Annotated in this window: 1 protein-coding gene; it reads right to left on the reverse strand. The window is 57.8% G+C overall.

Features of this window, described 5'->3' with window-relative positions; translation table 11 throughout:
• On the reverse strand, positions 1-314 hold a 314-nt coding region (locus B3F77_RS05140), incomplete at its 3' end, for an ABC transporter permease subunit (protein ID WP_293603914.1).
• Positions 315-403: the final 89 nt, after the last annotated feature.

Raw genomic sequence — 403 nt, forward strand, 5'->3', positions numbered from 1 at the left:
GCCAGCACCACCAGCACAAAGCCGGGCACTTCCTTCATCGATGGAATCATCTTGGGCACCACGAAATACCAGAGAAATATCTGGACCAGCAGCGGGATGTTGCGGAACAGCTCAACCCATACATTGCCGAGGCGCACCAGCCATGGGCTGTTGGGCAAGGTCCGGAAGGTTCCCATCAGGGCGCCGAACAGCATCGCCACCACCCAGGCAGAGCCCGCAACGGACAGCGTCCAGCCCCAGGCATCAAGCATCCATTCCAGATAGGTGCGGCCGCTACCATCATCATTCAAAAATACCTGCCAATCCCAAGTCATCACGGCTCCAGCTAATGGTTGTGGTGGTTGTGTTGCTTTTCCACCGGACAGTAAACGAAAAACCCCGCCAGCGCACCATGACCGGCGGG

This window comes from Polaromonas sp. UBA4122, assembly GCA_002381615.1.
Taxonomy (GTDB): Bacteria; Pseudomonadota; Gammaproteobacteria; order Burkholderiales; family Burkholderiaceae_C; genus Polaromonas.